This is a genomic window from Carboxylicivirga marina, assembly GCF_016612505.1.
GTDB classification, from domain to species: domain Bacteria; phylum Bacteroidota; class Bacteroidia; order Bacteroidales; family Marinilabiliaceae; genus Carboxylicivirga; species Carboxylicivirga marina.
This window is the reverse complement of sequence record NZ_JAENRR010000011.1, coordinates 63,091-87,277: the sequence shown is the minus strand read 5'-3', so window position 1 is coordinate 87,277 and position 24,187 is coordinate 63,091. Positions and strand designations below refer to the sequence as shown.

18 protein-coding genes are annotated in these 24,187 nt (G+C 38.0%); 9 read left to right on the top strand and 9 right to left on the bottom strand.

Features of this window, described 5'->3' with window-relative positions; translation table 11 throughout:
• Window positions 1–388 precede the first annotated feature (388 nt).
• Window positions 389–2,671, top strand: a complete 2,283-nt coding sequence (locus JIV24_RS22920) for an NADP-dependent malic enzyme (protein WP_200464274.1) — start codon at window positions 389–391, stop codon at window positions 2,669–2,671.
• Between the two features lie 58 nt (window positions 2,672–2,729).
• On the opposite strand, the gene JIV24_RS06795 is transcribed toward JIV24_RS22920, so the two are convergent.
• Window positions 2,730–3,899, bottom strand: a complete 1,170-nt coding sequence (locus tag JIV24_RS06795; protein WP_200464273.1) for an adenylate kinase — start codon at window positions 3,897–3,899, stop codon at window positions 2,730–2,732.
• Window positions 3,900–4,200: 301 nt separating this feature from the next.
• Entirely contained in the window at window positions 4,201–4,821 is a 621-nt protein-coding gene (locus JIV24_RS06790) for a hypothetical protein (RefSeq protein ID WP_200464272.1), read from the bottom strand.
• 304 nt (window positions 4,822–5,125) lie between these two features.
• Here JIV24_RS06790 and JIV24_RS06785 point away from each other — a divergent pair, with 304 nt between their 5' ends.
• The gene (locus tag JIV24_RS06785; RefSeq protein ID WP_200464271.1) at window positions 5,126–6,622 is read left to right on the top strand and encodes a glutamine synthetase family protein; all 1,497 of its coding nucleotides are present in this window, start codon (window positions 5,126–5,128) and stop codon (window positions 6,620–6,622) included.
• A 270-nt stretch (window positions 6,623–6,892) separates the two neighbouring features.
• On the top strand, window positions 6,893–7,369 hold the full coding sequence (locus JIV24_RS06780) for a YhcH/YjgK/YiaL family protein (RefSeq protein ID WP_200464270.1): 477 nt from the start codon (window positions 6,893–6,895) through the stop codon (window positions 7,367–7,369).
• A gap of 226 nt (window positions 7,370–7,595) precedes the next feature.
• Here the strand turns inward: JIV24_RS06780 and JIV24_RS06775 are convergent, their stop codons facing one another.
• Window positions 7,596–8,234 carry a flavodoxin family protein gene (locus JIV24_RS06775; RefSeq protein ID WP_200464269.1) on the bottom strand — a complete coding sequence of 213 codons (639 nt, stop codon included), beginning with the start codon at window positions 8,232–8,234 and terminating at the stop codon, window positions 7,596–7,598.
• A gap of 104 nt (window positions 8,235–8,338) precedes the next feature.
• Complete coding sequence (locus tag JIV24_RS06770) at window positions 8,339–10,006, bottom strand: ATP-binding protein (RefSeq protein WP_200464268.1); 1,668 nt, start codon at window positions 10,004–10,006, stop codon at window positions 8,339–8,341.
• A 503-nt stretch (window positions 10,007–10,509) separates the two neighbouring features.
• Between JIV24_RS06770 and JIV24_RS06765 the strand changes: the two genes are divergently transcribed.
• Window positions 10,510–10,983 (top strand): hypothetical protein, encoded by a 474-nt coding sequence (locus tag JIV24_RS06765; RefSeq protein WP_200464267.1) that lies wholly within the window; start codon window positions 10,510–10,512, stop codon window positions 10,981–10,983.
• Window positions 10,984–12,215: 1,232 nt separating this feature from the next.
• The gene (locus tag JIV24_RS06760) at window positions 12,216–14,996 is read left to right on the top strand and encodes an alpha/beta hydrolase family protein (protein ID WP_200464266.1); all 2,781 of its coding nucleotides are present in this window, start codon (window positions 12,216–12,218) and stop codon (window positions 14,994–14,996) included.
• Window positions 14,997–15,188: 192 nt separating this feature from the next.
• On the opposite strand, the gene JIV24_RS22850 is transcribed toward JIV24_RS06760, so the two are convergent.
• Window positions 15,189–15,320, bottom strand: coding sequence for a DUF3124 domain-containing protein (locus tag JIV24_RS22850; RefSeq protein WP_200464302.1), 132 nt, complete (start codon window positions 15,318–15,320; stop codon window positions 15,189–15,191).
• A 263-nt stretch (window positions 15,321–15,583) separates the two neighbouring features.
• Window positions 15,584–16,204 (bottom strand): nitroreductase family protein, encoded by a 621-nt coding sequence (locus JIV24_RS06750; protein WP_200464265.1) that lies wholly within the window; start codon window positions 16,202–16,204, stop codon window positions 15,584–15,586.
• A 684-nt stretch (window positions 16,205–16,888) separates the two neighbouring features.
• Here JIV24_RS06750 and JIV24_RS06745 point away from each other — a divergent pair.
• Complete coding sequence (locus tag JIV24_RS06745; RefSeq protein WP_200464264.1) at window positions 16,889–18,316, top strand: arylsulfatase; 1,428 nt, start codon at window positions 16,889–16,891, stop codon at window positions 18,314–18,316.
• Between the two features lie 24 nt (window positions 18,317–18,340).
• The gene (locus tag JIV24_RS06740; RefSeq protein ID WP_200464263.1) at window positions 18,341–19,177 is read left to right on the top strand and encodes a hypothetical protein; all 837 of its coding nucleotides are present in this window, start codon (window positions 18,341–18,343) and stop codon (window positions 19,175–19,177) included.
• Window positions 19,178–19,550: 373 nt separating this feature from the next.
• On the opposite strand, the gene JIV24_RS06735 is transcribed toward JIV24_RS06740, so the two are convergent.
• From JIV24_RS06735 to JIV24_RS06725, 3 genes are all read right to left on the bottom strand, one after another.
• Window positions 19,551–19,688, bottom strand: coding sequence for a nitroreductase family protein (locus JIV24_RS06735; RefSeq protein WP_200464262.1), 138 nt, complete (start codon window positions 19,686–19,688; stop codon window positions 19,551–19,553).
• Between the two features lie 279 nt (window positions 19,689–19,967).
• Window positions 19,968–21,113, bottom strand: coding sequence for a hypothetical protein (locus JIV24_RS06730; RefSeq protein WP_200464261.1), 1,146 nt, complete (start codon window positions 21,111–21,113; stop codon window positions 19,968–19,970).
• 343 nt (window positions 21,114–21,456) lie between these two features.
• Complete coding sequence (locus tag JIV24_RS06725; RefSeq protein ID WP_200464260.1) at window positions 21,457–22,422, bottom strand: PLP-dependent cysteine synthase family protein; 966 nt, start codon at window positions 22,420–22,422, stop codon at window positions 21,457–21,459.
• A gap of 511 nt (window positions 22,423–22,933) precedes the next feature.
• Here JIV24_RS06725 and JIV24_RS06720 point away from each other — a divergent pair.
• Together JIV24_RS06720 and JIV24_RS06715 are read left to right on the top strand one after the other, a co-directional pair.
• Window positions 22,934–23,767, top strand: coding sequence for a sensor histidine kinase (locus JIV24_RS06720; RefSeq protein WP_200464259.1), 834 nt, complete (start codon window positions 22,934–22,936; stop codon window positions 23,765–23,767).
• A gap of 67 nt (window positions 23,768–23,834) precedes the next feature.
• Window positions 23,835–24,134 (top strand): hypothetical protein, encoded by a 300-nt coding sequence (locus JIV24_RS06715; RefSeq protein WP_200464258.1) that lies wholly within the window; start codon window positions 23,835–23,837, stop codon window positions 24,132–24,134.
• Window positions 24,135–24,187: the final 53 nt, after the last annotated feature.

Sequence of the window (24,187 nt, the reverse complement as noted above, 5' to 3'; positions counted from 1 at the left end):
TAATGGTTACAATCAAAATAAAAACAAAACGGGCAACTACTTATACACAATAGCACTCTGATTTTGTCAGATGGCCAAACGACTAATTCTCAAATTATATGCACCAACAAGCATCCTTTGACACCAAGATGAAAACATACATCCCAACATTGAAGTAGATTATCGAAAAATCATTGCTGTTTTTTAATAAAAATGACACTCACACACGATTTCAAGCCTTTTTTAAATGAACTTTCAAAACTCAAATCATCGAGCATAGCAATTGCATGATACTTTCAGTAACTTTATTAACCAGCAGAGTGATGTAAGTTATGTTATTATCTGGATATTTATCAATCTAAATTTGAATAAAAAACACAACATTTGCCATCTCATAAAACACTAAAAAATGTCAACCTCAAAACAAGATGCCTTGCATTACCACGAAAATGGAAGGCCTGGAAAAATAGAAGTTATTCCAACCAAACCGTACAGCTCTCAACTGGATTTATCTTTAGCATATTCACCTGGTGTAGCTGAGCCGTGCAAAGAAATCGAACAAAACCCAGATGATGCCTATCGTTATACAGCCAAAGGAAACTTGGTAGGTGTGATATCAAATGGAACTGCAGTACTCGGACTGGGAGATATTGGGGCGCTTGCAGGTAAACCGGTAATGGAAGGCAAAGGATTACTTTTTAAGGTATTTTCCGATGTTGACGTATTTGACATTGAAGTAGATGAAAAGAATGTAGATGACTTTGTGAAAGTTGCCAAAGCTATAGCTCCCACTTTCGGGGGTATCAACCTGGAGGACATTAAGGCTCCTGAATGCTTCGAGATTGAAACCCGACTGCAGGAAGAACTGGACATCCCGGTTTTTCATGATGACCAGCACGGAACAGCCATTATCTCAGCTGCCGGCCTTCTTAATGCTGTTGAAGTCGCGGGCAAAAAACTGGAAAACATTAAAGTGGTAGTTAACGGCGCAGGTGCCTCAGCCATTATGTGTTCAAAACTTTATATCAGCCTGGGCGTTAAGCGTGAAAATGTGTGGATGCTTGACAGTAAAGGCTTGATGACCAAAAGCAGAACCAACCTGAACAAATATAAAATTGAATTTGCTCAGGACAGTGAACTGTCAAACCTTGAAGATGTGATTAAAGGAGCTGATATGTTTCTTGGCTTATCAAAAGGGAACATCCTAAGTAAAGATATGATCAAAAGCATGGCTGCCAATCCTATTGTTTTTGCCTTGGCCAATCCGGTACCAGAAATCGATTATGAAGATGCCATTTCGGCAAGACCCGATATAATTGTAGCAACAGGCCGTTCTGATTACCCTAATCAGGTGAACAATGTTTTGGGATTTCCTTTTATATTCAGAGGAGCATTAGATGTAAGAGCTAAAGCCATTAATGAAGACATGAAAAAGGCGGCGGTGTATGCATTGGCCGAATTAGCAAAAAAAGACGTACCAGATCAGGTTAATGCAGCTTACAAGAGTCAGAACCTCATCTTTGGCAAAGACTACATCATACCCAAACCTCTTGATCCAAGACTAATAACAGAAGTAGCTCCGGCTGTAGCTAAAGCCGCCATGGAATCAGGTGTGGCTCGTCTTGACATTGTTGATTGGGACCAATATAAGATTGAACTGATGAAGCGCATGGGCATCTACAATAAGCTTGTTCGTGACATTAGAACACGCGCTAAATCTGATAAAAAACGCATCATCTTCTCGGATGCCGACAACTTTAAAGTTCTTAAAGCCGTTGAAGTGGTTCGCTCACAAAAGATTGCTGAGCCGATTTTATTAGGTGATCGTCAAAAAATTGAGGAGATTGCCAATGAAAACAACCTCAATGTACTTGACTTACCAATTATTGACAATAAAGCAAAAGAGCAGGCCGAGAAAAGAAGAGAATACGCTGAAATCCTCTATCAGAAACGTCAGAGGAAAGGATTAAACAGAGAAGAGGCATTGTATCAGATGCTCGATCGGAACTACTTTGGTACCATGATGGTTGAAGTGGGTGAAGCCGATGGTTTTATAGGTGGTTTTTCCAATAAGTATGCAGACACCATTCGACCTGCATTACAAATATCTGGTACTAACAATACACTGAACCATATTGCAGGCATGTACATAGTAATGACCAAAAAAGGGCCTTACTTTTTTGCCGACACAACAGTAAACTATCAACCAGCAACACGCACTTTGGCAGATACAACACTACTGACTGTTAATGAGGTTAAGAAGTTTAACATTGAACCTGTTGTAGCCATGGTTTCATATTCGAATTTTGGTTCAACACGCGAAGGAAGCCCTAAACGTGTTCGAAATGCTGTTGATTACCTACATGAAAATTATCCGGATATATTAGTAGATGGAGAAATGCAAGCCAACTATGCCTTTAATGCCGAATTAAGAGCTAAACGCTTTCCTTTTTCTAAGTTAGGAAATAAAGAGGTCAATACCGTTATCTTTCCGAGCTTGAGTTCTGGTAATATTGCTTATAAAATGATGCACGAATTAGGCCAGGTTGAAATTATCGGCCCTATCTTGCTTGGTATCAGAAAACCAATTCACGTGCTACAACAGCAAAGTTCGGTACGCGAGATTGTTGACATGGCCGCCATCACAGTAGTTGATGCACAAACCAAAGAAGACAAAATTATTGAATTATAATAAAAAAACTGAGCTTAAGTAATTACTTAAGCTCAGTTAAATTCCCTATCTATTATTTTTAGTCCAGTGCCCTAAAGCTACTTTCGATTTCAGCCGATACGCGCCCCATCACATCTTCAAAACAATCTGTACCGTTCACGACGGCAACGTCATGAATTTCTTTATACTTCTCAATTACCGGAATCGTTTTGTTGGTATGATCTTCTAGCCGCTGAACGATTTTAGCAGTACTCGAATCGTAAGGCATGCACTGATCAGTTTTACTGCGATTATCAAGCCTTCGAACCAATTCAAGCGTTTCTACATCCAATTCAATAATCTTATTTATAATGGCATCGTGCTTCATTAAAATACCATCCAAGATATAGGACTGCACCAGGGTTCGCGGATAACCTTTAAAAATGAAACCCTTGGCATTATTCGACTGCTTCATTTTTCGCTCAATCAACTGAATCACAATCTCATCAGAAACCAATTGCCCATTATCATACTTTTCCTTAACCTGCTTTCCCAGCTCCGTTCCTTTTGATATCTCCTCATCCAGCATGTCACCGGTCGAAACAAATTCAAGGTTGTATTTTTCAGCAATCGCTCTTCCTAATGAACCACGACCAGAACCCGGCGAACCAAACAGCACAATATTCAGCTGCTTTTTCTCTACTTCCTTATTGACGGCAATACTTATTTCGGTGGTTACTTTTTTAATCTCCTGTACACCATCTATCGCTTTATAATTTCCCTTCTCTCGGTAAAAATCTAATACCGGCTTGGTTTTCTCATCATATTCTCGCAATCGATTACGAATCACCTCATCGTTATCATCTAAACGACCAGAAGTTTCGCCACGCAACAACAAACGCTTAACCGACTCCTCTTCCGGAACCTCAATGCTAATCAGCAAATCTAGCTTTGTATTCAACTTAATCATCAAACCTTCAAGTATATAAGCTTGTACGAAAGTTCGAGGGAAGCCATCAAACAAGAATCCATTAGCGTCAGGATTATTCTTAATCGTTTTTTCGATTATCTGAACGATTATCTCATCAGATACCAGGCCTCCGCGTGCAATAATGGTCTTAGCCTCAAGACCCAGCTTTGTTTCTTCAGCGAGTTCCTTACGAAGAATATCACCTGTGGAAATGTAGAAAAGATTATACTTTTTAATTAAGAATTCGGATTGAGTGCCTTTACCCGCACCCGGTGGGCCAAAAAGAGCAATGTTTAGCATAGCACTGATTTTTAGGATGTACGTGATTAAAATTGAGACACTTGAATATATTAATTTATTTTGACGCAAGCAAGACAACTGTAAGTTGAAAGTTTACGACACTCAATTTTGGGTAAAGAATGCGCTACGATAGAGCTATTATGGCGATAGTCGATGTGTTTTTACTTAGTACGTAGTTGACAAAAAAGCCTGATAAAAAAATGCTTTACTCCCGGGCTTTAATCAGTCTGACTTTAGGGATTACTTATTACTTAACCTGACAGCACTGGCTTTAATGCAAATTAGAACCATCCATCAAGCTCTAAAAACGATTATATGGATTACGAGGGAACACCATGGGCGTAAAACCAGGAGTAGGGTTGTAAAATACCGGGTTCTTACTTACACCAAAGGAAACCTCTGCTCTAAAATTATCGGTAAAACGATACCCCACATAAGTAGAAGCCCCATAATTATTTAAACCTTGTAAACTAGAGTTATTGCTTTCGGGAATGTTCGTATTAAGAAAAACAGCAGCTCCTGCATACACTTTATCGCTAATAAGGTAAGTTCCTTGCGCATAAACACCGAACTGCAACATGGTCTCGTCTAACGTTAGCTTTGTAGCATCTACCTGACCTAATGCCGGAATGTTATAATAATTGGTTCGACTAAGGTAAGGCATTATATCTACCTGAAATTTTTTAGCGGGCATAATTGACCACTGCGGTGCCAGGTATGTATTAAAACCATACATGCCTTCTAAATTCGAAAATGCACTTATACCTACATTCATACTAAAATCAGCAACAGGCAATGAATCTTTACTTAATTGCAGTTCATCAGCAGAAACACCAAGAAGCTTATTATCAAACTGCTCTTCTTGTGCACTCACCAAGCTAATCAATCCAAATAATATTATTCCAATGAAGCTTAATCGCATGTGTTACTTTCTTTTAAGAATTGAGCCATAAACTTACAAAAATCACACCAAGCACCAATTATTCAGTTGTAATTTTCAAACCCGAATCATCCAATCCAAAATGAAATTCCGACATTTATTTCTACTATTATTCACGTCACCCTGTTTTATTCATCTATCTATAGTATATTTTTTGTTTTTTTATCCTCCCTACCCTATTTGTATGCTTAATAACATGTTCATTTTTCATCATTACTGACTTTCATCATCAAATACAGATTTTTCTATTAGCATCTTGCATGCATCAAAATATTAATAGACAACCATGAATCGATCAGTTACTTTAAATCCCAATCCTCTTGCCAGATATTTACAGAAGTCAGCTTCTGAATTTACCAAAGAGGACATTATACAATATATGGAGGCCAACGAAATAAGAATGCTCAACTTCAGATATGTTGCTGAAGATGGACGTTTGAAAAGCCTCAACTTTGTTGCTTCAAGCCGCGAACATCTTGACGCTATATTATCAGCGGGTGAGCGTGTTGACGGCTCAAGTCTGTTTTCATTTATGGAAGCAGGCAGCAGTGACTTATATGTAGTCCCACGCTACAGAACAGCCTTTCTAAATCCATTCTCCGAAATTCCATCAATTGAAATATTATGCTCGTTTTACGATCATAAAGGCCAGGCCTTAGAGTCAGCCCCTGAAAACATTCTGCGGAAAGCCCACAAGCACTTCATGACTTCGACAGGCATGAGCATGAAGTTCTTAGGCGAATTAGAATACTACGTCAATAGCGAGCGCACCAGCAACTTCCCCGCATCTGATCAAAAGGGATATCACGAATCAGAGCCCTTTGCCAAATTTGAATCCATGCGTAAAGAAGCTTTGAAGCTGATTGCCCAATGTGGTGGTCAAATTAAGTATGGACATGCCGAAGTGGGCACTTTCACAGCTGGCAATGAAGCATATGAACAACACGAAATAGAGTTTCTGCCAACAGAGCCTGAGTTTGCAGCCGACCAAATGTTGATTGCCAAATGGGTACTGCGTATGTTGGCTGAGAAACTCAATGTTGAAATTAGTTTTGCACCTAAAATCACTGTTGGTAAAGCGGGTAGCGGACTACACTTCCACATGTTGGTTGAAAAAGATGGCAAAAACATCATGCTGGCCGAAACAGGTCTTAGCGACGTGGCCCAAAAAGTGATTGCTGGAATTTTAGATATGGCTGATGCCTTAACAGCCTTTGGTAATACCATTCCTACTTCATACCTACGCCTTGTACCTCATCAGGAAGCGCCAACGAATATTTGCTGGGGCGACAGAAACCGTTCTGCACTTGTTCGTGTACCACTCGGGTGGACTGGCGGTGTTGAGAAGATGATTTTTGATGCTAACCCTAACATTGATTTAAAACCAGCCGATACAGACAGCAAGCAAACTGTCGAGTTTCGTGCTCCTGATGGTTCAGCCAATATTCACTTAACCATAGCAGGCCTGATTACTGCCGCTGAGCATGGTCTTAATTTACCAGATGGATTAGAAAGAGCCGAAAAACTATATGTTAACGGTAACATTTTTAATCAGATGCCAGAAGGCGGCTTGGAGCAATTACCTACATCGTGTTTTGAATCGGCAGAGCGACTTGAAGCTAAACGTCAGCTATTTGAAGCTAACAATGTATTTCCTGAACGTGTTATCAGCCATACTATTGAAAAGCTAAAGCAATTTGATGATAAGGACTTGAGTGAGCGCTTATATGGAAAAAATGATGCTATTAAAGAATTAGTATTGGAGTACATTCATTGTCAATAATAAAACCAGAATCTTTATATATTCCGCATTGCGAGGCAATGCTTTATTTACTTAGTATTTGCACAACTAAACCTGTTGAGGGTCGGGAAATAATTGCCCGACCCTTTACATTTTTATAGCCTAATGAAGGATGCCAAAAGACGAAAGAGAGAAGCCCCTGGCCATTAAGTATTCTACTACCCTACCTTAAGCTAAGTAACTCTTGCCACCTTAACTTATCAACTCATTCCAAAATACACTATCTTTGATTGCAACCTTAAAATTATTACAATGGCAATTATTGGCACACTAGCAACACTGAACAAACAAAGTTCCGAACACTTTCGTAAGGCACTCAACTATCTTGAAAATACCGATTTGGATGCCCTATTCAATAAGGTAGCAATTGATAAACCACTGGAAGTAGAGATTGATGGCCGCTCTGTTTTTGCCATCTTTCAAACCTACGAAACAAAAGGTATAGAAGAGGCCAACATGGAAGGTCATCGGAAATACATCGACCTGCAATACATCCACAAGGGCATTGAGCAAATATTGGTGTCACCAACTAGCCGAATGGTCAAAGAAGGCCCATATAGTGAAGACAAAGATCTACATTTTTCAAAAGTGGCCGATTACTCCAGCTTCAGACTAAGCAACGGCATGGGTTGCATTCTTTTTCCGGAAGATTTGCATGCTCCCTGCATTAACATTGATGCACCAAGTAAAGTAGAGAAAATTGTGATAAAAATTGCTATTGATAAATAAAAAGAAAACCCGGTAAGCCATTACACTTAACCGGGTTAATATTATCAGCCATAAGTGCAATTAGCGATAATCGTCCTACTTATTAATGCAAACCTTTAGTTTTTCTCTGGGTAAGAAAACACAAATAAACTCACATCACATTAATAAAATCATGACATTCGTCACAGACCACTTGGTCGCCCTACAGCCACTGCGATAGAACAACATAAGCAACTCACATTTTTTCCTATCGCACAAAATTGGTGTATATTTTCGCTTCTTGTTCGGGTGCTTCAACACTTGCTTTACCCGCCTCAATCAGTTTTAAAAGATAGGCCATATTCTTACCCAACACGCGCATTATCTGAACACCTTCTTTATCTTGCAACACTTCCCCGGGCGTTGTTCCGTGAATCACATTCCAATAGTTGGAAGTTGGAATGAACATTTCGGCATAATTAAGGAAATTATTCATCTCATTAAACGTAGGCAATCCGCCTGAGCGCCGAACGGCTGCTAGACTGGCTCCCACTTTATGACGAAACAAGTTACCGTTTGAACCGGATACATAAAAAGCACGATCGAGAAATGCTTTTATATTAGCACTTAAGGCAGCATAGTGCACCGGCGAGCCAAAGAGCATTCCATCAGCATTTTTCATCAACTGAATCCATTCATTTACACCATCTGTTTTGATGATGCATTTTTCATCTTTATTCTCGCGACACTTGCCACAGGCCAAGCAGCCTTTAATACCTTTATTGCCCAAGTGAACAATTTCTGTTTCAATACCCTGCATCTCCAACTGCTCACATACAATTTTTAAGGCGTGATAAGTATTTCCTTCCTTCTTGGGACTTCCGTTAAATGCGACTACCTTCATCATTTTGTTTGGTTAATTGATTAAACACTAACTATTCAATGCAAAATTAGAGATTAATAAACGCATGTCAAATAATAAGGCACCAATGGATAATAGCTAATCCCTAGTTAATCAGCTAAGGGCAATGTAAAATAGAAGCCCGAACCTTCGCCAACAACTGATTCTACCCATATTTTCCCTCCCATCAATTCAACATGTGCTTTTGAAATAGCTAAACCTAAACCCGTGCCACCATCATTATCGCCGTAGTTTATTTTACTAAAACGATTAAAAATTAGCTTATGACTTTCAGGCTCTATACCCCTTCCACTATCTTTCACAAAAAACTTCACCATCCCATCCTTCGGTTCACAAACACCGAACTTCACATATCCTTTTTTAGTATTCTTAAGTGCATTGCCTATCAAGTTAGTCAAGACCTGCCTGAGTTTAACCTCATCGGTATGCATCAATAAAGCACTGCCTTGCTTACACTCATATGACAGCTCTATTTCCTTGTTATAAAACTGCACCTTAAAGGCAGCTATCAATTCTTCCAGCATTTTGTTTATATCTACTTCACACACCTCAACATCTACCATGTTAGCCTCAATCTTTGATATATTCACCAAATCATTAATAATGGAAAGCAGCTGATTGGCACTACTCAGAATAAGACCAAGGTATTGCGATTGTTCTTCCCTGCTAAACATATCATGCTGCAGGACTTCTGAAAATCCTACTATACTATTCATTGGTGTTCGAATCTCATGACTGATATTAGCCAAAAATGCCGATTTTAAACGATCACTCTCCTCTGCTTTTTCTTTCGCCCCTATCAATTGAACCTCTGCTTCTTTGCGCCTCTGAAGCTCTAAATGAAGCTCTTTGATTTTTTTATTGACCATGAGTTTTAATGACCAGGTCCATAGGCTCACCAGCAATACAATAGCAATTAATACAGCTATCGTTATGTAGTAAAATCGATAATTTTGTTTTGGTGAGAAGCGCAACCATTTATTTTGAATCTCGAGTCGTTCCTTTGCCGATATCTTATTAATTGCCTTGTTAAGTATATTCAATAACACTTCAGAATCGTTCCTGACTGCTATACGAGCACCTGCTTCAGCAGGCTCAACAAAGGCGACCTTCAAATGGCTATAACCCTGAGATGATATAATATGGTAGAGTGGTGCCAGGTCGTCATAGATGCCATCGATTTTTTTGGCCGATAAAAGCTCAATCCCTTCATCTAGAGTTTGAATGGGGATTACAAGGTGCTCTGGAATTTTATTACGAATAGCGATTAAATGCTGACTCCCACGCTTGGCCGCGATACGCTGATATTGTATATTATCAAAATTCTGAATTGTATTTTCCTTATAAGTGACCAGAGCTAAGGGATCTTTAAAAAAGGCATCCGTAAAGTTTAGCCTGCTTTTTCTTTCCTCTAACGGCGTGGCATTAATCACACCATCAACTTCATGATTCATGGCTTTACCTAAAGCTTCATCCCAGGTAGAACCCTCAAGTCTGATTTGAACACCAATATGCTTTTGGATAAGTTGAATTAAATCAATATTCAATCCTTTTAACTGACCATCATTATCCATATAATTGAGTGGTGCATAGGTATTATCCACAGCTAGTACAATCTCATTATGCTGTTTGAGCCATTTCTGCTCCTCATCGCTCAACTTTAAAGCTCCCTTCTCCCCTGAATCACAGGCATACTGCACACCAACAAGAATCAAACACACAACAAGAACCGTCTGACTAAGTCGATTGAATATCATTTTTCCAGTTTTTTTCATGAGACGTACTGAACATACTAACAATATCAATAAAATCAAAGCCTTAGCTCATTTTTCCCTTAAAATGAATTGTTGCAGAAATGTTTTGAAATCAGCATTCAATTCTGAAGAGCAAAAGGACATGAAGACGAACACCGAATATAATTTAACACTGCTGACTGAACAACACATAGCGACTCAATACAGATGATTACCTGATACATACCTACACAACACACCATCAACAACCTTGCTATACCAGCATGACTTTGAACTGGTTTTCTACACGAAAGTCTCACCAAAGCCATACACTACCAACGTTAGTCAAACAAAATCATATTTTTATCAAAATATTAGAGGCGTTAATCAAGGTAAGCCAAATCGATATTAATATTTATTGTTAATTTAATAATCAATAAAAAGCACGAATCACAGCTGCCCTTCGGTCTGCAAACTATCCGGTCAGCGTGGTTCGCGCTCATTGTAGAACTGTAAAGATAAATAAAATGAAAAACATGCATGACGAAAGCATCCCGAAGGATGTGATTGATCAGGTTAAAGTAAAAGTAGAAGAGATTCAGACCTTGATGAGTCCCTTCTTTATTACCCTGACTACTGAACAAAGACAGAAAATGTTAAAGATGGGCGAAAAGGCTTTGAGCTTTGTAACTAACGCCAATAGCTTAAGTAAAGAGCACCCTGAATTGATACCATCGTTTATTACTCAGGAAGATTTTGACATTGATGTAGCAGACGCAACAGAGTTGCTACCCCTGGAAAATAATTTATTAACGCTGGCCAGTCAGGTTAACGACACAGCCATGATTGCAGGTAGCGAAGCCTATAACAATGCCTTGCTATTTTATAACAACGTAAAGCTGGGCGCTAAAAACAATGTACCGGGCGCCAAAGAAGTTTACGATGAATTAAAAACGCATTTCCCTCGCCGAAAGCGTAAAGTTGAAACCGAAGAAGTTTAAGTAATTAAATCCGGAAGCAGACCTCCGGATTTTTTTGTTTTATACCAATTGTATTTTAAAAAACTTAGTGCTAGTGCGAATTTGTAATTCGTGCTTATTTTGAAGAAGGCACTGATTCCAAATCAGCGCTAGCAGCTTATCTCACTCCTTGCAACTTTTATCAATACCTCTTTATAAGCCCATAAGTCATCTTGGTGCACTATTAAACAGACGAAAAACCTGACATGCTCTTACTCAACCAACATCAACATATAGGCTATTGAAGCTGACATACGACCTTACTTTGACCAAAATTTTATCCACATTAGCATCAACCAAGATGCCATTTTAGCTCAAAGTTGAACCTAAAAAGACCAAATTATTTGCTAAGAAGATCAGGTTTACCTCATCGAGGCTATTGGAATTATATCTTGTGAAGGTCAAAGTAGGGGTTATTACCCATCAATCGTGAGATTATACAGCATCAATCTTGAAGCAAAACCTGACAAGCATGGTGCAACTACACAGACTCTTGAATTTGCAGGGGATATAAACTGGCCATGCCCTACATCACCACTGAACTTAAAACAGATTGATTTCGAACGTAATACAGTCAGTACTTTGAGCTTAACCAAGACTGTCACTGAGCTTTTGAAAGAGTACTATGTGGACACCAGGGGTAAAGTTCACTCCAATCAATATAATAAAATCCAGTTCACATTTTGCTAATCGGATACCGACTTCACGGCAATCGCATTTAAAAGGAATTTATTTTTTGTATTGTATAATACCGACATAAGCAGCGTAGTTTGGGCCCCATTGACATAAACGGAGGGAAGAAAAATTTGATGCCAAGCTGTTAATCTTTAAATTTTTCCCGTAGAGTTGTCATAATGGGTAAACGAGTGCTTCGGTCGGCGGCTTTTTTCTCCCCTTTTTTGAGCTGGAGGGAAAAAGGGGAAGCCTCAACGGCTTGAGTTGTAAAACAATTTCTTAAATGCGATTGCCGTGATACCGACTTTGCCAACCATGTATTAGCAGATGGAACACTATAGTTTTGAACGGCATATAATTTAGGAAAGATCAGTATTGAGTCTAAGGGGTATTTGTTCTTTACTCTAAAAAACCTTTAACTATCTGGCATCACCATCACATCTTTTTAAAAGTGAAAAAAGACCAGTTCAACAGTCTTAATAAATCGTATATTCATGCATCATTTACTAAACTCAGAAGAAAAATATAAACATACTATCATGAAACAGTTTTTAATACTATCAACACTCTTTTTATTAGTTTCTGCATCCTACGCACAAGAGAAGAAACCATTGACCTATGATGATATTCTTAAGTGGAACAGGATTACGGAAAAATCAATCTCTAATGATGGGAATTATATAGTTTATAAAGCTGAACCATGGAAGGGTGATGCAGTTTTAAAAATTATTGATAAGCTTGGTGCTGAACTGAGCGCGGTTGCTGGAGGAAACGATGCTGCCATTAGTCATCATTCAACGCATGTTGCTTTTAAAATTGAACCCGAAAAGGATGTGGTAAGAGACTTAAAGTTGAAAAAAACGAAGAAGGATAAGATGCCGTTGAATAAGCTGGGCATCTACAATCTGAAAACGAAAGCATTGGACACCGTTCCAAACTTAAAATCCTTCAAGCTACCAAAGCAATGGGATGGTTTTATGGCTTATCAAACCCAAACGGAAATTTTGAATGACACAACTTTACAGGAAGTAAAAGAGGAGTCGAAGGAAAATGGCTTTATGCTTAATGTCAGAAATCTGACAAGCGGAGAAATAATGCAGTTTCCCTATGTCACAGATTATATTTTTGCCAAGCACAAAGAAGTGATTGCTTTTGTGTCGACAGGCGCTGACAACGAAATGGAACCAGGCATCTACTATTATAACTTATTGGATGCAGTTCAAACAGCCGTCTTAACCGGAAAAGGAAAATATAAACAGCTTACTTTAAATAAAACGGGAAGTAGCCTGGCATTTTTAGCGGATACAAGCCAAAGCAAAAAGCCAGCTTATCAGCTGTATTTATGGAACCAGAATGACGGTTTGAACGAATTAGCATCAACCAATACCAAAGGCATTGAAGAGGGGTGGCAGATTAGTGAGCATGGTCAATTAAAAATTGCCGATAAAACAAAGCGCGTTTATTTTGGCCTTGCTCCGGTTAAACCTGAAAAAGATACAACGAAATTGGATGAAGAAATTCCTGAATTGGACGTATGGCACTGGAATGAACCCATATTACATACCGAACAGCTTACTACTAAAAAAGATGATTTAACAAAATCCTATTTAGCGGTTTATCATCTGGATAATAATAAGATCGTTCAGCTGGAGCAAAAATCAGATTCTGATATTGAATGGATTAACGAAGGTAATTCCGATTACCTGGTAGCCTATTCGAATTTGCCATATGCAGTACAAAGAATGTGGGAAGGTTACCCTGAGCATAACGACTTCTACCTGGTCAATATCAATACCGGCGAACGGAAAATGTTTAAGCAAGATGTCAGAGCTTATCCAAGTGCTTCTCCAAACGGCAAGTATATATATTGGTACAATGCCATGGATACAACATGGAATACTTATCATATCAATAAGGGCATTGAGTATAAAATAAGCACAGCAAATGCTATTCAGTGTGCTGACGAAATCAATGACATACCTAATCCGGCTAGCAGCTACGGCACTGGTGGCTGGTTAGTAAATGACGAAGCGTTATTGCTCTACGATAGATTTGATATCTGGAAGGTTGATCCTGAAAATAAAACGGCACCTGTAAACATAACTGTTGATGGCGGAGAATCTAAAACCTCCTATCGATTGATTGATTACGATAAGGCCTATCACGGTTTAATTGATGAAGACTATAAAGGCATTGATGTTTCTAAACCGCTTTATTTAATAGGCCATAATGAAGTTTCAAGAGAGGATGGGTTTTATAAAACAACTATTAAAAACAGAAAATCGCCTAAAGTTCTTCTATCGGGTCAATATCGATTAACAGCACCAACCAGGGCGAAAGATGCCAATGTCTTAGTTTATACAAAAGAGGATTTCCAGGAGTTTCCAAACCTTTCAGTGACTGAAAATGACTTCAAGAAATCAAAAGCTGTCAGTGATGTCAATCTAAAGCAAAAAGATTTCCTTTGGGGCACAAAGGAATTATACACCTGGACATCACTTGACGGACAACAACTGGAAGGCTTATTGGTAAAACCTGCCAACTTTGATCCCAATAAAAAGTATCCGTTGATAGTAAATTTCTATGAAAAATCATCGCAACGCTTGTATCATCATCAGATTCCTGAAGCGCATCGCTCAACCATCGATTATCATTACTATGCGAGTCATGATTATGTGATATTTAATCCGGATGTTTATTATAAGGAAGGGTATCCGGGAGAATCGGCTTTCAACTGTGTGATGCCGGGTATTTCGCAATTAATAGCAGAAGGGTTTATTGATGAAAAAGCCATAGCCGCTCAGGGACATAGCTGGGGAGGTTACCAGGTCGCTTATCTGGCTACCAGAACAAACCTGTTTGCAGCCATTGAATCAGGTGCGCCGGTTGTTAACATGTTCAGTGCCTATGGCGGCATACGATTATGGACAGGCAGGAACCGTTCGTTCCAGTACGAACACACACAAAGCCGGATTGGTAAATCAATCTGGGAATCTCCTCTAAGATACCTTGAAAACTCACCTTTGTTTACAGCTGATAAGATTACAACGCCCATGTTAATCATGCACAATGAAGACGATGGCGCTGTCCCATTTAGCCAGGGTGTTGAGTTTTTTATTGCTTTAAGACGATTAAAGAAAGAAGCATGGCTACTAAATTATAATGATGCTGATCATTGGCCGACTTTAGTGCGCGACAAGTATGATTTCCAGGTAAGATTAGCACAGTTTTTTGATCATTATCTAAAAGGAGAACCCATGCCAAGATGGATGAAAAAAGGCATTCCGGCGGTAGATAAAGGATTGGATTTAGGATATTAGTGAGCATTCAAAGTTCTAGTAGAAAAAGCGCAGATCAATTTGATTTGCGCTTTTTGGTATCTCTTTAGGACATGTAGTTATCAATGTTGAGGAATCTCAGTGAACGGATATTTCTAGAGTTCAATATTATAACATATATTTTACTGCATAAGAGTTAGAGACCTATAAATATCATAGCATAACATTCAATCCTCAATCACACCTGATACCTTTTGTAACAAATGAGATTCCCTGTTGTCCGGTTGTTGATATCATTACAGCTTCAAACAAGGGTTCGATAGATTGATGAGTTGCGCTCCAGTCAAATAAAAAATGGTTCTGTATGGATTAGAGTGGGTAAGCCCAAGAATTACCCTATGGCCTTGGCTGGTGAGCCATAAAACAAGGTTGTATTTGACGTTTAAGAATCGTTTTCTGTTCGAACGAAGTGAGTTTAAACGATTCCAGTCATTCAACCGTAGTTTTATGAGCTTATGCAGGCGTAGCCAAAGATTTTTTTGCTTGCGTTTTTTCATCTGTGAAAAAATGAAGTCGGGGTTTGGGGTTGAAAACCCCAGAATGATAGTAAGAATATTACCCACTAAATATCATATTGAGCCAATAATTAAATCTTCAATGGGAACACGTTTTCGCGGTGCAGGCGCTTCGGCCGGATAGCCAATTGGCAAAAGCGCAACCGGAACAATGTTATTATCCCAGCCAAACAGTTGCTGAATAGCCTGTTCATTCATTAGTTTCATCCAACAGGTGCCTAGTCCGAAATCAAGTGCCCGCAGCACAATGTGCTCAATGGCAATGGCCACATTAAAAGCAACCGAATGAGAAAGCACGTTAAAACCGAGTGCCGACTTTTTATGAGTCGTTTCATTTAGTATCGTTGTTAACCTATTATCGAACACACCAATGTCTGCCAAATCCTGCACTCCTGAGGTACGTCCATCAATATAGCCTTGCACATCGGCACAAACCACAAGCACCACAGGCGCCTGTGAAACAAACTTTTGATCATAGGCCAAGGCCTGAAGCTGCTCCTTGGTGGCTTTATCTTTTACAATTTTAAAGCGCCAGGGTTGCGAATTACAACCCGACGGCGCTAAGCGTGCAGACTCTAGTAACTCCATGATGATACTATCGTTAATGGCTTCCGGTTTAAACTGTCGAATACTACGGCGACTCTCAATGGCTTCTTTAGTACTTAATACTTGCATCGTTTCTGTTCAACTGATTTGCCTGCAAAGAAAATAAAAATGAAGATGAGATGGCTTATCGTCATATAAAAACGCCAGCGCTTCAAACGAAATAATTATACATTACCATGGTTTGGAAAGACAATTTTCCATTCCGTAAACTACACTTCCATTGACAGGCTTATAAACTGGTTTTATAAATTAATTTCACTGCATTACTTTAATAGAAACTACTACGCAAGCGTATTTATTCGCTCAATATTTGGAGGCACAAGTAGTAGCTTATTAATAACCTGAGTTCGATTAAAATTAACCAGCTCATATTTTATTAAATGATTGATATACAATATAAATTTTTGAAGCATAGCGAGCTATGGTGATAAAATTTGACGCTGTAGAACAGTTTTTTATTCAAAGCGTAGCAATTCCACTTACCAACAGCAATTTTCTTCGTGTAATCGACTCAAAATAGCCCGCTATTCTTTCGTCAATGCACTTGAAACTCACTATTTGTAAGCGTTATGAGTTCAAAATTTTACGTTGAACTCAGGATAGCAAACATGCTGCAAAAGAAGTAACGTCGAAAACGAAATGTATAGTTATGTGGACGTAATGGTTGACTTTTAAAGTATATTATTCTAAAATTATATTTTACTACTACTTCTACAATTTAAATTCAACATTTTTAACTATAAAAAAATAACTATGAGACTATTAGCATTATTTATTCTAGCTGTGTTTATAACATCAAGCAGCTATGCTCAAGAAAAGCCTAACATTGTTTTAGTTTTCCTCGACAACTTCGGCTATGGGGAACCTGGTTTTAATGGCGGCGGAATTACGCGTGGAGCTGCCACTCCCAATATGGATCAACTAGCTTCTGAAGGAATGCGTTTAACCAATTTCAATGTAGAAGTACAGTGCACGCCTTCCCGATCTGCAATTATGACGGGACGCTATGCAATCAGAAGTGGAAACGCAACCGTTCCTTTGGGAGAAGGCATTTACGGTTTGGTTAAGTGGGAAGTTACTATGGCTGAAATGCTCTCAGACGTAGGTTATGCTACCGGAATGTATGGTAAATGGCACCTTGGAAGAACCGAAGGTCGATTCCCAACCGATCAGGGCTTTGATGAATGGTATGGTATCCCAAATTCTACCGATGAGTCAGCTTATACTTCGTTGGATGGTTTTGCAGAAAGTGGACTGCCGGAAACGTATGTGATGGAAGCTAAAAAAGGGAAAACTCCAAAGAAAGTAAGACCTTATCGCTTAGATTATCGTCCATTAATTGACCGAGACTTAACCAACAAGGCAATTGATTTTATGGAGCGACAAGCAAAAAAGAAAAAACCATTCTTTTTATATCTGCCTTATACAGCTACTCACTTTCCAACTATGCCACATCCCGATTATGATGGCAAAACCGGGAATGGTCCCTGGGCTGATTTGTTGACCCAGATTGATGATTACACAGGTGAGCTTTTGGCAAAGATTGATGACTTGGGAATAGCTGAAAATACCATATTTATTTTCACTGCCGACAATGGACCTGAAGCTCTTGATTTTCAAAATACAAGCATTACTCTTGAAAGTGCTATCAACGGTTCGGCCGGACCTTGGAGAAGTACTCTTTTTTCAAGTTTTGAAGGTGCTTTGCGTGTACCTTTTGTTGTGCGATGGCCCAATAAAATTCCAGCAGGTTCTGTGAGTGATGAAATAGTGCATGCCATGGATTTATTTCCAACTTTTGCCAAGATAGCCGGGGGTACTGTACCTGACGACCGCGTGATTGATGGTATTGAAATGTCTGATTTCTTTTTAGGTAAGCAGCAAAAATCCGGACGCGATGGATTTATTGTATACATGGGTAAGGATATCTTTGCAGTTAAATGGAAAAATTGGAAACTTCATTTTAAAGAACAAAGCGCATGGAACGGTAAATTAGATACCTACACCATGCCAAGGGTTTATAATCTTTATACCGATCCGCAGGAAAAAAATAATGTGCTCTTCCCACACACCTGGGTTCCAAAAGCCGCACTTGGTCAATTAACGGAACATATAATTTCTTTGAAAAAATATCCGGCAATCATGACAGGTCAAAAAGACCCATATAAGCCACAAAAGTAATCTGTAAATCCAAAATTTGATCCTATGAATTCAAATAAACTCATACTACTTCTTGTGCTAGGTGTATTTACCTTTGCACTTGGAGATGCCCAAGAAAAAAAAGATAATACAGGAACCAATCCTGCTAACTTTACCTACGATACCAGGTTTTATTCCGAAATGGCTAGCCTACCTAATTCGGCAGGTTCATACCTAACTAATTTCTTTGAGTTTCGTTGGCCCCTGGGCAAAGACTTGGCAAAGGCAGCAGGCGTTGAAAACGACCACATGCTCAACAACTTAGGCAAGAAGTTCGGAACAAGAATGCGCTTTAGGTATAGAGATCTTAATATCAATTCTCCGGAGGGTGCTTTTGGCAACTCAAACATATCGGGTATTGGCGACATGGATATGCGTTTGTTATGGATGGCTTATGCAAGTTCTAATGTGATTATTGTACCAGGACTTGAAGCAACTTTTAATACATCAAGCCATGAAGCTCTAGGTTTTGATGCCAATGTACTTGCTCCAACCTTGTTTTTCGTTTTCCCTGGCTTACTCGGAAAAGGAAGTCTTTTTGCTCCAGGTTATCAGTATTTATTCGACATGGATGGCGGAGATAATAATAAAATTAGCCGAAGCCAGTTAGATTTATACTTTGTCTGGCTTTTGGGCAAAGGAGCTAATTGGCTGATTGTTGATCCACAAATCATTGTTGATCATGACACAGACATGTTCCCTGCATTGGTCGAAGTGGAATATGGCTACATGATTAAAGCCTTACCTGGCGCTAGTGTTTATGTGAGACCTGGTGCTGGCATAGGAAGTGACCGTCCTTACGATTGGAACTGTGAATTTGGTCTTAAATTTATTTGGCGATAAATAATTCGATGTTGTTTGGTTTTATAAACGACATATACTGATGAAATACGCGAAGTGCATGAATTTCAATTATACTCAAGTATAATTGACGTTCATGCATGTTTCGTTTCTTATTTATTAAAAAAAATGACGATGAAAAAAGCCTTTAGAAATATAGTAGTGCTACTGTTTTTGATTCTATATTGTTCGAGTACAAGTATTGCTCTAGGTAAAAAACAGGATACCGTTCAAGACAGTACAGCTGTTAAAAAATACCCATATGTATTACCTATCTGGGGACAAAAGGTTGCAGATCGGAATATTGATTTACAATTGCCATTTGGCTTTAACGTTAGCTATGTATACAACCAAATGACACTAGATTTAACTCATTTTAGCATGAACTTTTATGATGGCCTAAGCGTGCAGACTCCAGTAACTCCATGATGATGCTATCGTCAATCGCATCTGGCTTAAACTGTCTAATACTGCGACGATACTCAATGGCTTCTTTAGTACTTAATGCTTGCATCGTTTCTGTTCAACTGATTTGCCTGCAAAGAAAATAAAAATGAAGATGTGATTGCCAACCGTCATATAAAAACGCCAACGCTTCAAACGAAATAATTGCACATTACCGCGGTTTGGTGAGACAAATTACCATCCCGTAATACGCACTATAATTGGCAGCCTTATAAACTGGTTTTATAAATGTGTTTCGCGGTTTAACCTTATTCGATACATTTCAAAAAGTTAACTGGTCGAATAATGCCAGTTTCCTTTGTATCAAAAGTTTTAATGTTTAGTTCTTCTAAAGTCTTCCATATTTCCTAAATCCTTGAATCGTTTGATAATATCCATAACCAATAAAAATACGCCATATATTATCCCAAATATATGTTATAGCCCTAGGATTGTAATCACCCAAGAAATTAATGCTATGAGCTGGATTTATAAAATTAATCCATAATTTAATAGTAGTTCCAATAGCCAATAATTGACTTTCAAATCCATACCAACCCCATTCAAAGTAACTATCCTTCAATACTAATAATTGTGGAAAGAATCCAATGATAGATACACTTAAAACAAACACTATTCCTACCCAAGGATTTGTTCCATGAGAGTTAGAAATACTGTTAAGAAGAAGAATCAATTTGTCTGGATTATACCATTTCCTTTTTTCTATTTCAGTCCTAAATGCATTCATTTCTAATTTGTGAAATTCCAATGCATCAATTTTGTTATTATTTATTAGCATCTGGTGCTTAAGTTGTCTAAAGACCTCTCTAGCTCCCTGTCTGAATGACACTTGATTTGTTTCAATCGTAGAATTGAAAATTGTAGCGGACAGAAAAAGCTCTCGCAAATGAACAAAACTAAGAGATAGAATGGATTCAAACTTGCATGAGTTTAACGATAGGTATTGATCATCTATGTTTCTAAAATAAACTTTGTCTTTGAAGGTTGTGTCGTAAAAAAAGAGACCTTCGTTATCATTGACTTTTGTTAGGTTAGAAAAGGTTGCTTCACCGACAAATTGATTTTCTATAAAGAATTCAACGCTTTTGTGAATTGTGATATTCTGAAAATAGAAGCCTTTTAAGCACGTCAAACGACTGATCGATGATGCTTGATGGAAAGTAACTGTTCGAAAGTCACTATTTTCTTTTAATGTCCCTCTGATACTTAATCGTTCATTGAACTCAACGATATTGAAGGATATGCAATTAGTGGACTTAAAATCCACAACAAATTGACTAGAGAAGATTGTATTAGTGCATCTCAAGAATAAAATATTTTGAAAGTGTTCATACGGAATTTCGCAATCAATTACTGCATTTTCTATCTCATAATAGATGTTTCCTCTTGAATCTTTTCTCTGGAAAAGATCATCGAAAGTAGCAATATCAAGTATAACTTTTGTCTGTGATGGCGATACTATATTGTTATGCATACTCAAATCAAGTTTGAAATTACTTAGTTTACCAAAAGTAGCTTTTGACTAAAAATTACATATGCTTATGTCTCTCAAAACCCACAAATAACCCCACCTTAAACCAGGTTCAGGAAATCAAAATAACGATATCGTCATAGAATTGTTTGACTTTACATCACTTAAGAAAAGTCAAACAATTCTATGAAATATTATAAGGTGGAATATATAATGAAGTTATGGTAAGTTATACCAAATGTATAACAAAATGATTGATAAAGCATTTTGTTTATTACATGGGTTAATATGCCGAAACAGAATCACAGATTGATTTTTTATCAATCGTTTTGATTCGTAATCGGTATTATTTAACCAGATGACCAAGGCCCACTTCTTTTAACCACTGTGGATTGAAAATTTTGCTCAGGTATTTAAAACCACTATCGGGCAAAACAGTTACAATCTTAGCAGGAGCTTCCATCCTTTTTGCAACTTCCAGGGCAGCCCAAACATTACCACCACTTGAACCACCAGCCATCAGGCCTTCCTCGCGGGCAAGCCGATGCACCATAGCTATTGCTTTCTCATCATTAAATGCAATTGTTTCATCCACTATGTCAAAATTCATGGTTGCACATAGTTTAGTCTTACCGGCACCTTCTACATGAAACGACTCAATATAAGAAAGATAATCTTCTTTGCCCTCCAGGTACGGTTTATAAACAGAGCCTTCCGGATCTGCCAGAATAGCTTTTATATCAGGATTATTTTCTTTTAATCGTTTTGCAACACCTGATAATGTACCACCTGTTGATGCGGCTGCTACAAAGGCATCAATCTCCCCATTCATATCATCCCATATCTCCTTTCCTAAGGTCATATAATGGGCCTCAGGGTTATAAATGTTGTTATATTGATCAATGTGATAGTAGTCTTCACTTTCGCTGGCCTTTATTGCTGGAAATTTTCCATATGTCAGCTCAGGCTTTACAATAACTTCAGCTCCATATGATTTAATTATTGCAATCTTCTCCTCACTGCATTTATCAGGAACAAAAATAATTGATTTCAGTCCCATAGTGGAAGCAATCATAGCAACTGAGGCACCAGTATTACCGGAGCTTCCCTCAACAATTGTCGTGTTCTCATTGATTTTCCCTTCCTCAACACCTTTCTGAATCATATAAGCAATAATTCGGTCTTTCATACTTCCCGTAGGATTCATGTACTCGAGTTTTGCATGTATCTCAACACCCGGTTTGGGATCAAGTGTTTTTAAATGCACCATTGGGGTGCTACCTATTAGATTTAAGGCTTCAATTTTTGACATAGCTGTTCTTTTCCGGTTTTTTAATAAGCCATAAAAATATAATATACATCGGGATAAACCATAAGCTATTAAGAAACAAAAAATGTTTGTGCGATATTTTGAAAAAAACATGATCAGTCATTATACAGTCATTGGTTCTGGAAGTTCCCGATATCATCTTTTATAGAATTGAATTATTATTTGAAGGTTTGTATAGGATACTCTAATAATAAGCAGGTAGGATGGGAGAAAATAGTCTCTCAAAATGTACCATTAATAAGTTGCTATCGGAGTGTGTCATGTCTCTTGTTTTTAAGTTTTATAAAGTGAGAAGGTGTTATATTGAGAAATGCACGAGTTTAAAAATTAGCAGCCTGTATTATATGTTGTTTAGTGAGAATTCCATTATTTTTTCGCTAACTTGTTGGTAGAGTCAGCAACTTTTTAAACGTTTTTTTTGTGCTACTATCAAGCTCTCGGATTTAATAATTTATTTATCCAGCATAATGAAACAGAGATTAAACTCAATTCGATGAAAAGTCTTTCCTCCGATGGTTATATTCAAAAATTAGAAAAGCAAAATGCTGATCTAAAACTAATTGTCAACGAACAACAGCGAAAAATTGAAGAAATTGTTAATGGCAGAATAAACGATCTTGAGGAGCTAATAAAAGCACGTGATAAATTCTATCGGATAATTGCACATGAACTAAGAAACCCTTTTAATGGAATTTTAGGGTTGGTAGAGTTGCTAATTAATGACTTTCAGAGTTATACATTAGAGGAAATTGAAAGCTTCCTGAAAATGTTATACCGGTCGTCTAAAATAACATACGAATTACTTATTAGCTTATCAGAATGGTTAAATGTTCAAAACGATAAGATGCCATTTAAACCGTCACGCATCAACATCTCTCCCATTCTAACCGAAGCCATCAATTCAGCGCAATTAAATGCTCATAAAAAAAAGATTACCATTCATAACTTTATCAACAAGGATATTGTTGCCTATTTAGATAGGCATATGATTGCCACAGTTTTCAGGAACTTGATTAATAATGCTATAAAATTCACTGACAACAAAGGTACTATTGAAGTTACCGCACTAACTAAGAATGATTTTATTGAAATTGTAGTGAAGGATAATGGAATAGGTTTGCATGAAGATGCTTTGCGTAAGATATTTAAGCAGGAAGCTATTCACTCGAGCTATGGTACCGCACAAGAGCCTGGAACAGGTTTAGGTTTGCTACTCTGTAAAGAATTTATTGAAATTGAAGGAGGCAAAATTTGGGTGGAAAGTAATTTGGGGCAAGGCAGCGAATTCAAATTTACTTTACCTTGCCATATGAATGGTAACAGGTAATTTTGCAAGGGGGCACATAATACCATTACTAACATGTAACAGCCCCTAATCAAAAAACTAAGAAAATATGATTCCTGAAAAGTTTAAAAATTACTATCTGGGAACAAACAAGCTATTCTTTCCTGAATATGAGTTTGTGATTAAACTAAGCTTCCCCAGTGTCTTTATTCGTTTTAAACACACTGAAGGCTATTATACTGATTTTGATAAGTTTTTCAAAAGTGTTGCTGAAGTGCAATACCTCGATGGCATTAAGCCGCAGAAGAGTGAAGAGCGTCAAATTTTAAATGAGGTCTGGGATTTTCTTACTATGGTAAAGAGTCCCAATAAAGATGACTTTTGGGCAGGTAACCAAAATGGGGATTAGCAAATAGTCATTTCAAACTACACACTCTTGATAGTTTATTTGCTTGTATTTAT

What these genes read in the sequence shown, in the direction of transcription:
- JIV24_RS22920 (WP_200464274.1), top strand. Translation starts at nt 389, where the DNA reads ATGTCAACCTCAAAACAAGATGCCTTGCATTACCACGAAAATGGAAGG.
- JIV24_RS06795 (WP_200464273.1), bottom strand. Translation starts at nt 3,899, where the DNA reads ATGCTAAACATTGCTCTTTTTGGCCCACCGGGTGCGGGTAAAGGCACT.
- JIV24_RS06790 (WP_200464272.1), bottom strand. Translation starts at nt 4,821, where the DNA reads ATGCGATTAAGCTTCATTGGAATAATATTATTTGGATTGATTAGCTTG.
- JIV24_RS06785 (WP_200464271.1), top strand. Translation starts at nt 5,126, where the DNA reads ATGAATCGATCAGTTACTTTAAATCCCAATCCTCTTGCCAGATATTTA.
- JIV24_RS06780 (WP_200464270.1), top strand. Translation starts at nt 6,893, where the DNA reads ATGGCAATTATTGGCACACTAGCAACACTGAACAAACAAAGTTCCGAA.
- JIV24_RS06775 (WP_200464269.1), bottom strand. Translation starts at nt 8,234, where the DNA reads ATGATGAAGGTAGTCGCATTTAACGGAAGTCCCAAGAAGGAAGGAAAT.
- JIV24_RS06770 (WP_200464268.1), bottom strand. Translation starts at nt 10,006, where the DNA reads ATGATATTCAATCGACTTAGTCAGACGGTTCTTGTTGTGTGTTTGATT.
- JIV24_RS06765 (WP_200464267.1), top strand. Translation starts at nt 10,510, where the DNA reads ATGAAAAACATGCATGACGAAAGCATCCCGAAGGATGTGATTGATCAG.
- JIV24_RS06760 (WP_200464266.1), top strand. Translation starts at nt 12,216, where the DNA reads ATGAAACAGTTTTTAATACTATCAACACTCTTTTTATTAGTTTCTGCA.
- JIV24_RS06750 (WP_200464265.1), bottom strand. Translation starts at nt 16,204, where the DNA reads ATGCAAGTATTAAGTACTAAAGAAGCCATTGAGAGTCGCCGTAGTATT.
- JIV24_RS06745 (WP_200464264.1), top strand. Translation starts at nt 16,889, where the DNA reads ATGAGACTATTAGCATTATTTATTCTAGCTGTGTTTATAACATCAAGC.
- JIV24_RS06740 (WP_200464263.1), top strand. Translation starts at nt 18,341, where the DNA reads ATGAATTCAAATAAACTCATACTACTTCTTGTGCTAGGTGTATTTACC.
- JIV24_RS06735 (WP_200464262.1), bottom strand. Translation starts at nt 19,688, where the DNA reads ATGCAAGCATTAAGTACTAAAGAAGCCATTGAGTATCGTCGCAGTATT.
- JIV24_RS06730 (WP_200464261.1), bottom strand. Translation starts at nt 21,113, where the DNA reads ATGCATAACAATATAGTATCGCCATCACAGACAAAAGTTATACTTGAT.
- JIV24_RS06725 (WP_200464260.1), bottom strand. Translation starts at nt 22,422, where the DNA reads ATGTCAAAAATTGAAGCCTTAAATCTAATAGGTAGCACCCCAATGGTG.
- JIV24_RS06720 (WP_200464259.1), top strand. Translation starts at nt 22,934, where the DNA reads ATGAAAAGTCTTTCCTCCGATGGTTATATTCAAAAATTAGAAAAGCAA.
- JIV24_RS06715 (WP_200464258.1), top strand. Translation starts at nt 23,835, where the DNA reads ATGATTCCTGAAAAGTTTAAAAATTACTATCTGGGAACAAACAAGCTA.